This is a genomic window from Protofrankia sp. CiP1_Cm_nod1 (assembly GCF_920888515.1).
Taxonomy (GTDB): domain Bacteria; phylum Actinomycetota; class Actinomycetes; order Frankiales; family Frankiaceae; genus Protofrankia.
In genome coordinates this window covers 18,666-28,303 of the sequence record NZ_CAKKTM010000137.1, presented here as the reverse complement: position 1 = coordinate 28,303, position 9,638 = coordinate 18,666, and the positions used below count along the sequence as shown (strand labels likewise).

Here is a 9,638-nt window from a genome sequence, read left to right as displayed (position 1 = left end):
AGAGACGGGACAGGGGCTCGTGGTGCGCGGCACGGTTGCGCACCACGTGCATGCGACTGACCCGTCCGTCCACGTCACGGCGGTCGGTGCCAGCAGGAAACGCGCGGTGCAGGTAGGGGACCCACAGGGTCTTCTCATGGCTTGCGGACGACAGTTGAGCCCCGGCCTCAGCCCCGGCAGGGTTGATCGTTTACAGGCCCCGGAGGCTACCGTTCACAGAGCTCGAACGCTACCGTTCCGCGGAACCGTCATGACGACAGGCGCCCTCGGCTCGCGCCGGCCGGGCCTTCGGGCCGGCCCGGCCGGGCGTGGCGGGCGGTGCTGCCGCTGGCCGTCGTCGGTTCTGGATATGCCAGCTCCGGATGTGTCGTCAGCTCTGGCCGGGAGAGCGGGGCGCGGGCGCCGTGGCGGTGGCCGCCGCGGCGCTGGCGAGCAGGTCGCGGATCTCCGTCAGCAGCCGGATGTCGTCGCTGACCGGCGTGGGCTCCGGCTCCGCGGCCCGCCCGTTCCGCTTGCGCAACCCGCTCGCCCTGGCAAGCGGGAGGACGATGAGAAAGTAGATCACGGCCGCGACGATCACGAATGAGACCACGTCGTTGACGAACGAGCCGTAGTTGAACCGGCTGCCGTTGACGGTGAAGGTCAGTGCGGAGAAGTCCGGCTGCCCGCCGATGGCCGCGATCAGCGGGGTGATCAGGTTTTTCACCAGCGAGGTGACCAGCGCGGTGAAGGCAGTACCGATGACGACCGCGACCGCGAGGTCGACGATGTTGCCGCGGGTCAGGAACTCCTTGAAGCCCTTCAGCCCGGGGGCGATCAGTCGGGTCGGCGCACGGCCCTTGTCGACAGCTTCTCGCAACGCGCTCACACAGATCCCCCAGGAGGCCGGCCGAGTTGTGTGGGGCGTCCGGGTTGGCCCGGAGCTACCCAGTACCACGGAGGTTACAGCCCCGCCCTACAGGGAAAAAACGGCCTCCCTCTGATGTGCCGCGGGCTCTTGTGCGGAGCGGGCCGATACGGCGCCTGTCATCCGGTGGGGATGTCCTCGCCGAGGTATGCCTGGCGGACGCGGTCGTCGGCGAGCAGGTCGGCGCCGCTGCCGGTGAGGGCGACCTGGCCGTTTTCCAGCACGTAGCCACGGTGCGCGATCCGCAGGGCCTGCACCGCGTTCTGTTCCACCAGCAGCACGGCCACGCCGGCCCTGTTGATCTCGACGATCACCTCGAAGATGGTCTGGATGATCCGGGGGGCGAGCCCCATCGACGGTTCGTCGAGCAGCATCAGCCGAGGCCGGCTCATCAGCGCCCGGCCGATGGCCAGCATCTGCTGTTCCCCGCCGGAGAGGGTGCCACCCAGCTGGGAGGCCCGCTCGGCCAGCCGCGGGAACAGGGTGAAGACCCGTTCGGTGCCCTCCCGCACGTGCCGCCGGTCATGGTAGGCGCCCATCAGCAGGTTCTCCCGGACGGTCATGCCGGCGAACACCCGCCGTCCTTCGGGGACGTGGCTGACCCCCAGCCCGACAAGGGTGTGCGCCGGGATGGACGACAGCGGCCGGCCGTCCAGGTAGATCTCCCCGCGGCGGGGGCGGAGCAGCCCGGAGATCGACCGCAGGGTGGTCGTCTTGCCGGCGCCGTTCGCTCCGAGCAGCGTCACGATCTCGCCTTCGGCGACCTCCAGCCGTACGCCGCGCAACGCCGGTATGGCGCCGTAGCTGACCTCGACGTCGGCGAGTTCCAGCAACATCAGCGCACCTCCCCGCCGGCATCCACGCCGGTCTCCACACCGAGGTAGGCCTCGACCACCGCCGGGTCGCGCTGGACCTGGGCCGGGGTGCCGTGGGCGATGACCCGGCCGAAGTTCAGCACCACCACCGTGGTCGCGACGGACATCACCAGCCGCATGTCGTGCTCGATCAGCAGGACCGAGACCCCGCCCCCGGCGATCCGCCGGATCAGCGCCTCGAGAGCGCGCTTCTCGGCGGGGTTCGTGCCGGCGGCGGGCTCGTCCAGGAGCAGCAGCCGCGGGCCGGTGCCCAGTGCCCGGGCGATCTCCAGCCGGCGCTGTTCGCCGTGGGACAGCGACGAGGCCAGGTCGTGCGCGCGCCGGGACAGGCCGACCAGGTCGAGGAGCTCGAACGCCCGGCTGACCCCGGCCCGTTCCTGCCGCCGCGCGCCGGGCAGCCCGAGGACCGCGCTGAGCGATCCGTACCGCTGCCGGACCTCGGTGCCGATCTGCACGTTCTCCAGCGCCGACAGCGCGGGGAAGAGCCTGATGTTCTGGAAGGTCCGGGCGATTCCGAGGTGGGTGATGGCGTGCGGGCTGCGCCCGACGATCCGCGCCGGCCGGCGGGACGTCCGCCAGAACGTCACCGAGCCCTGCTGCGGCCGGTACGCGCCGGTGAAGCAGTTGAACAGGGAGGTTTTTCCGGCCCCGTTGGGCCCGATCACGGCCAGGATCTCGCCCCGGCGCTGCCGCAGCGAGACCCCGTCGAGACTGGTGACCCCGCCGAAGCGCAGCGTCAGATCACGGGCTTCAAGCACCAGGTCGGACGGCGTTCCACCCGGCACCCCCGCGTCGGCCGGCCCGGCCGCGGCAACGGCGCTCATCCGGTGGCCCTTCCGGGACGCGCGGCCCCGCGGCGGCACACGGCGTCCTCGCCAGGAGACACCGCATGCAGAAACACAGAGTGTCTGCTGAGAGACGAAGCGCGGCCGGCAGGTGTGAGGACCCCCGGACACACAGAGCCGTCGACGTGCGCGGTCAAGTGATGGTCCTTCCGATCGGGGCCGCGCCGAGCTGGTCCGAGGCGCCGGCGGTGGTGCCGGCGAGCTCGATCTCCCGGCGTCGGCGGCGGGACGGCACCAGGCCCTGCGGGCGGAAAATCATCATCACGACGATGACCGCGCCGAAGTAGATGTACCGGTCCGTCGGCGGAACCTTGTCACGCAGGTAGAAGGCCAGCCCCTGCAGGACGACGGCCCCCGTCACCGCGCCCAGCCGCGAGCCCATCCCACCGAAGATGACTATCGCCACCACGAGGAACGACGACTGCAGGCTGAAGCTCTGCGGGTTGAAGAACTGCTTGGTGGCGAGCAGGACACCGGCGAACCCGGAGACCGACGCCCCGATCGCGAAGGCGAGCAGCTTCATCCGCAGGGTCGGCACGCCGGTGGCCTCCGCGGCGATCTCGTCCTCCCGGATCGCGGCCCAGGCCCGGCCGATCCGGGACCGTTCCAGCCGGCCGAAGGCGATCATGACGACGACCACGATGCCGAGCAGCAGGTAGTAGTACGGCAGCGGGTCGATCCCCCACCGGTAGTGGATCCCGGGCAGGTCGACCGACAGGTGCGGCACCCCGAACACCCCGCGCGAGCCGTTCGTGACCTCGTCCGAGTTGTTCGCGAGCAACTGGATGATCTCCCCGAAGCCCAGCGTCACGATCGCCAGGTAGTCGCCGCGCAGCCGCAGCGTCGGCGCGCCGAGGATCACGCCGGCGAGCGCGGCGATCAGGAGCGCGATCGGGAAGACGAAGAACGGGTTGATGACGAACGGCGCGTGCCACGGCATGGCCGACGACGAGCTGAAGTAGGCGGTCACGTAGGCACCGATCGCGAAGAACGCGATGTAGCCGAGGTCGAGCAGGCCCGCGTAGCCGACCACGACGTTCAGCCCGAGCGCGAGCAGCGCGTAGATACCGATGTCGTTGACCATCGACTGCTGCGCCGCCGTCGAGACGAGCAGCGGCGCCACGATCGCGGCGGCGAGCAGGACCGCGTTCAGGCCGGTGGTGGCGTGCGGCCCCCCGAGGGCGGCCGCGACGGGCCGGCGGGCCCGCGCCGCCGCTGTCACCTCGGCGAGCAGCGGGCGTAGCCGCGCCACGGCGATCAGCAGCACCCACAGGCCCACCGCCAGGCCGATGAAGATCCCGATACGCGGGTCGACCACCGAGCGCCGCAACGCGCGGAACGGGTGGGCGGAGTCGCCGCCGGGCCCGGTCACCACCGCGGCGAGAACGCCGAGGGCGAGGCACACCCAGAGCTGCCGCAGCCGCGCCGGGGTGAGCACGCCGGCGTCCCCTCGAAAGACCCGCGCCGGCACGGCGGGGACGGGCCCGGCGGAGGGGCCCGGGCCCGGGTGAGGCACCGGGCCTGGACGGGACGCCGGTCGGGAAGCGGCTTCCGGCTGCCGCCGCGGTACCGGCTGCGTCGGCGGCTGCGACTGCTGCGTCGGCTGCGGCGGCTGCTGCTGCGGCGGAGAAGGGGTGGACGAGGCCGACGCGGAGGGTTCGGGTGATGCCGAGGAGGGCGGGCGGGCGGTCACGCGGCCCTGCCCAGCCGCACGCCGAGCAGGCCTGACGGACGCACCATGAGGATCCCGACCAGCACCAGAAAGGCGATCACGTCCTTGTAGGACGCCTGGAAGACATACCCCCCGTAGCTCTCCACCAGCCCGAGCAGGATGCCGCCGAGCATGGCCCCGCGGACGTTCCCGATGCCGCCGAGCACCGCGGCGGTGAACGCCTTCACCCCGGGCACGAAACCCATGTTGTACGAGGCGTTGAAGGTCATGGCATAGAGGAATCCACCGGCACCGGCGAGCAGGCCACCGATGACGAAGGTCAGGATGATCACTCTTTCGACGTTCACCCCCATCAGGACGGCGGTGTCCGCGTCCTGCGCGACCGCCCTGATGCCCTGCCCGAGGCGGGTCCTCGCCACCAGCCGGTCCAGCAGGACGAGCATCACCACCGCCGCGCCAAGGACGACGACGGTCTGGGTGGACACCTGGGCGCCAAAGACGTGGAAGAGCGTGCCGTTGGTGAACAGGTCGGGAACCGGCACGTTCTGCCGGCCGAACTCCTTGCCGGCGAGGTTCACCGCGAACAGCGACGCGCCGATCGCGCTGATGAGGTAGGCGAGCCTGGGCGCGGACCGCCGGCGCAACGGCCGGTAGGCGACCCGTTCGAGGATGAACGCCGCCGCGGCGCCGCAGGCGGCACCCACCGCGAGCCCGGCGGCGACCAGCCCCACCGAGGCCGGCCCGGACGGCGTGGCGCCGCCCGGCAGCAGGCCCCTGGCGGCGAACAGCCCGCCGAAGGCCCCCAGCATGAACACCTCGCTGTGGGCAAAATTGATCAGCTGGAGCACGCCGTAGACGAGCGTGTAACCCAGGGCGATGACCGCGTACAGCGAGCCGACCATGAGACCGTCGACGGTCAACTGCCAGAACTGGTCGGCAAAACCCATGCGTCTCCTCGTCGTGGTCGTGTCCTCGTCATGATCGTGGTCATGATCGTGGTCATGCTCGTGCCCTTGTCATGGCGTGGGTGGTGGCCGCCGCGCCCGCGGAGCGCACCGGCCACCACCTCACTATCCGGCAGGACCGTTCGGGCGGCCCGTCAGGACTTGATCAGATCCACGGTGTTGCCGAGAACGACGATCTGCCCGTTCTTGACCCGGTAGATGAAGTCGTTCGCGCCTTCGACCTCACCGTTCGGCTGGAACTTGACGAGCTTGGTGACACCCTGGTAGTTGACCTTCCCGAAGGCCTCCGCCACCGACTCCCGGCTCAGGTTGTCCCCGAGGTTCTTGAACACCTCGATAAGGGCGTTGGTCGCGTCGTACGCCTCACCGGAGTACGTGCCGGGCCTGGCACCACCATTGATCTTCTTGTACGACTCGACGAAGGCCGCCGCGTTCGGGTCGCTGTTGGCGTCGCTGCACGGGCAGGTCAGGTAGGTGCCCTCGGCCGCCGCGGCACCGGCCTGCTCGACGTACTTGGCGTCCAGTGAACCGTCACCACTCACCGTGACGCCCTTGAAGCCCTTGTCGTGCAGGGCTTTGGACAGCAGCGCGAGCTCGGCATAGTAGCCCGAGTAGAACAGGACGTCCGGATTCTCCGCGATGATCTTTGTTGCCTCGGAGGTGTAGTTCTTCGTCGGGTTGATGCCGTCGTGGACCACGGTCGCCCCCCGAGCCTTCAGCTCCTTCTCCAGCGCGGCGGACAGGCCGGTGCCGTAGTCGCTCTTGTCGTCGAGGGAGAACACCTTCTTCGCCTTCAGCACGGCGGCGATGTAGTCGGCGTCCGCCGTGCCCTGGACGGTGTCCGGGGCGATGACCCGGTAGAAGGTCTTGAAGCCCAGCGTGGTCAGCGCCGGGTTCGTCGCCGACGGGCTCACCGAGAGCAGACCGGCCTGCGAGTAGAGCGGTTCGCTGGCCTTGGTGGCCCCGGAGAACATCGGCCCGACGACCGCCAGGATGCCCGAGTTGTCGATGAGCTTCTGCGCGGCGGTCGGGCCCTGGTCCGGTGACCCCGCGTCGTCGGACTGCACCAGCCTTATCTTGAAGGGCAGGTTCGCGTTGGCGTTCGCCTCGGCAACGGCGGTCTCCACCCCGTACAGGGCGTTGATACCAAGTTGCTGGTTGTCACCGGAGAGGACGCCCTGGAAGCCGATGGTGATCGTCTTCTTCCCATCCGACGACGATCCGTCATCGCTACCGCACGCCGCGGCGGTCAAGGCCACCACGCCGGCTAGAGCAACCGCTCCCAGAAGTTTTCGCCTGGCCATGCATCTCCTCCTACCTGTCCCGCTGCGCGTCCCGGAGCCGGTGCGCGGACGGCACACGTGGTCACGATCACGGAATGCCGCTGGCCCCGCCAGCACTCATCCGCGCATCCCCACCAACATCTACGCATCCCCACCGACATCCATGCATCCTGACCGAATGTCGGCACCGTAGCCCCTTCCTGAACGCATCGGAAACGCACCCTGCGTGCCGTCCAAGGTACCGGCCATCCCGCTTACACCTACTATCCGCACAGGTGTGTCAACCTTGGGTCAGGTCGGTCCGAAGCAGGTCCCGCGCGGCCACCAGCCATCCCACCAGAGGCCACCCCACCAGGTGGGACGCCGCCCCGGGGCCCAGCCCCCATAAACGATCAGTGACGAGCCCGCGGACGCGCATCAGGGCGGGGCGTTGAGCAGGTAGCGCAGCAGGACGACGTCGCCGATCCGACGGGCCTCGGCCAGCGCCATCCGGCGGCCCGGATGGTGCGGGAAGGTGCCGGCGCCGACGAAGCGGGGCGCGGCAGGGTCCCCGACGAAGAACGGCGCTATCACCAGATGGATCTCGTCGACGAGCCCGGTGGCGAGGAACCGGGTGTGGATCGCACCGCCGCCCTCGACCATCAGCCGGCGTATGCCGCGCGCGGCAAGGTCCGCCAGGACGGTGTTCAGGTCGAGCGGGTCGCCGGCGTCCACGACGGATGCCACCCCGGCGAGCCGCCCGCGCGCTCTGTCCGCCGCGGTGCTCGCGGCATAGACGATCTTCTCGGCCTGCCCGGTGGTGAAGAAGCGGGCGTCGCGGTCGAGGTCGCCACGGCCGGTGAGGGTAACCTTGGCCGGGCTCTCCGGCCGGCCGCGGGCCACCCGCTCCTCGCGGCGGGCCGCCGAGCGGACCAGCAGCCGGGGGTTGTCGCGACGGATGGTGTTGGCGCCCACCAGGATGGCGTCGACACCGGCCCGGACCTCGTCGACCCGGTCGAGGTCGGCGTCGTTGGACAGCAGCAGCCGCCGCTCGCCGGCATCGTCGATACAGCCGTCCACGGACATCGCGACCGACAGCAGGACATACGGCCGTTGGCTCACACGCGGCGCTCCGGGCTCGTCCTGGCCTGCCATCTCACCGAATGTACCCACGCCTGGCCCAGCCGGGAGCGGGAGCCCCGCGGGCCGGGATCCGTCGGGTGCCCACGGGTGCGCCCCCAGGCGGACCGGGCCCGCCCGAGCCTCCCCGGAATGCCCACCGACCGCGTTTCCGGTGTTCTTCCCGCCGCCCTCGGTGGCCGTCAGCCGGAAAGCACGGGAGCAGGATTTCAGGAATATATGCCGACGACGCTCCCGGTGCCGTCCGGAGCGCCCAGGGCGGTATAACGTCCAGCTGGCGGTAAAAACCGCCTGCACGGCGCCGAAAACAGGGTGTGTCGTTCCTTCCGTCGGTGACACGCTTACGACCGACATCAGTCGCGACATTCTTCGACGCCGGCCGGAATCTGATTCGTGAAGCGCCGGCACCCACCGGCGCCCGGCCATCCGCTGCCAGCCGGCTGGCGTCGCCGGCAGCTACCTCGGCGGCGCCGGCGTCTACACTCGTAGCTCGTGGCGTCGCGCGCCGCCGGGGCCGGAAATTCGCCGGTGATGAGCAGTTCCGAAACAATTCCGGGGGAATTCCGGGGGAACGGAGCAGTCATGCCCACAGCGCTGATCATTGGTGCCGGGATCGCCGGCCCGGTCGCCGCGATGGCCCTGCGACGAGCTGGGATCGACGTCCTGGTGCACGAGGCGTACCCGGCCCCGGCCGCGGAGGCCGGTTCGTGGATCGGCCTGCAGACCAACGGCCTGGACGCGCTGCGGGCAATCGGCGCCGACCGTACCGTCCGCAGGCTCGCCGTCCCGACACCGTCGATCGCCTTCCGGACCGGCACCGGCCGGCCACTCGGCGAGATCCCGACCGGCCGGCCGCTGCCGGGTGGGACGGCGGGAGTGTCGATCAAGCGTTCCGACCTGCACCGCGCCCTGCGGGACGAGGCATCCCGCCGGGGCGTCGAGATCCGGCACGGCCAACGCCTGGTGAGCGTGGCCAGCGGCGCCGACGGGGTCGTCGCCACCTTCGCCGACGGCAGCACCGCCGTCGGCGACCTGCTCGTCGGCTGCGACGGCATCCACTCCCGGGTGCGGGAGTCGCTGAACCCGTCCGGCCCACGGGCACGCTACGTCCCGATACTGAACGTCGGCGGCTACGCCGACGTCACACCGCCGGGTGACCGCCCCGGCGTGCTGACGATGACCTTCGGCAGGCGGGCGTTCTCCGGCCGCCTCGTCACGCCCACCGGGCAGACATGGTGGTTCGCCAACCCGCCTCGGCGGGACGAGCCGGCCAACGGCGAACTGAGAGAGATCAGTGACGCGCAGTGGCGGGACTCGCTGCGCCAGCTCTACGAGCCCGACCGCTCCCCGATCATGGATCTGATCGGTGCCACCCCCGGGCCGCTGACCGGCTGGGCAACGTACGACCTGCCCACCGTCCCGGTCTGGCACGACGACCGGGCCGTGCTGATCGGCGACGCCGCGCACGCCACCTCACCCTCGTCCGGCCAGGGTGCGTCGATGGCGATCGAGGACGCGGTCGTGCTCGGGCAGTGCCTGCGCGACCTGCCGGTGCCGCGGGCGTTCGCCCGGTTCGAGGCGCTGCGCCGGCCCCGGGTGGAGCGGGTCGTCGCCGAGGGCCGGAAGTCCAGCCGGCTGCGCTCGGTCGGGCCGGTCGGCCGGCTGGCCCGCGGCCTCGTGCTGCCGCTGGTGCTCAGGCACGCCGCCGGCAGCGGCGCCGAGTCACTCGCCTGGATGCACCAGCATCACATCGACTGGGACACCCCGGTGACGACCACCGGCGTCCCAGCCCCGACTCCCGCGAAAGACATCCCGACGAACCTGCCCGGCTGACACCCACCGGCCGCGGTCACCGCCAGCCCGATCCCGCCGGCCCGATCCCGCCGGACCACTCCGGCCGCGGGCGTCCGGCCACCGCAGTTGTGATCATGCGTTCGCATGGCCGGGGACGGCTGCCTCGCCGGCCGCGGCC

8 protein-coding genes are annotated in these 9,638 nt (G+C 70.8%); 1 reads left to right on the top strand and 7 read right to left on the bottom strand.

Going from position 1 to position 9,638, the window contains the following annotated elements:
• Positions 1-370: 370 nt before the first annotated feature.
• The 7 genes from mscL to NBX02_RS06635 form a co-directional block, all read right to left on the bottom strand.
• Positions 371-868 (bottom strand): large-conductance mechanosensitive channel protein MscL, encoded by a 498-nt coding sequence (gene mscL / locus NBX02_RS06665; RefSeq protein WP_250282520.1) that lies wholly within the window; start codon positions 866-868, stop codon positions 371-373.
• Between the two features lie 158 nt (positions 869-1,026).
• Positions 1,027-1,743, bottom strand: a complete 717-nt coding sequence (locus NBX02_RS06660) for an ABC transporter ATP-binding protein (RefSeq protein WP_250282519.1) — start codon at positions 1,741-1,743, stop codon at positions 1,027-1,029.
• A complete protein-coding gene (locus tag NBX02_RS06655; protein WP_250282516.1) occupies positions 1,743-2,606 on the bottom strand; it encodes an ABC transporter ATP-binding protein in 864 nt (287 codons plus the stop codon). Before NBX02_RS06655 ends, NBX02_RS06660 begins: the two co-directional genes overlap by 1 nt.
• Positions 2,607-2,760: 154 nt before the next feature.
• Positions 2,761-4,065: a branched-chain amino acid ABC transporter permease gene (locus tag NBX02_RS06650; RefSeq protein WP_445548301.1), complete on the bottom strand. Its 1,305-nt coding sequence runs from the start codon at positions 4,063-4,065 to the stop codon at positions 2,761-2,763.
• A 251-nt stretch (positions 4,066-4,316) separates the two neighbouring features.
• Positions 4,317-5,246: a branched-chain amino acid ABC transporter permease gene (locus NBX02_RS06645; RefSeq protein ID WP_250282512.1), complete on the bottom strand. Its 930-nt coding sequence runs from the start codon at positions 5,244-5,246 to the stop codon at positions 4,317-4,319.
• Positions 5,247-5,398: 152 nt separating this feature from the next.
• Positions 5,399-6,568: a branched-chain amino acid ABC transporter substrate-binding protein gene (locus tag NBX02_RS06640; protein WP_250282511.1), complete on the bottom strand. Its 1,170-nt coding sequence runs from the start codon at positions 6,566-6,568 to the stop codon at positions 5,399-5,401.
• A gap of 396 nt (positions 6,569-6,964) precedes the next feature.
• Positions 6,965-7,648 (bottom strand): dihydrofolate reductase family protein, encoded by a 684-nt coding sequence (locus tag NBX02_RS06635; protein WP_250290472.1) that lies wholly within the window; start codon positions 7,646-7,648, stop codon positions 6,965-6,967.
• A gap of 600 nt (positions 7,649-8,248) precedes the next feature.
• On the opposite strand from NBX02_RS06635, the gene NBX02_RS06630 reads away from it, so the two are divergent.
• Positions 8,249-9,499, top strand: coding sequence for an FAD-dependent oxidoreductase (locus NBX02_RS06630; RefSeq protein ID WP_445548300.1), 1,251 nt, complete (start codon positions 8,249-8,251; stop codon positions 9,497-9,499).
• Positions 9,500-9,638: the final 139 nt, after the last annotated feature.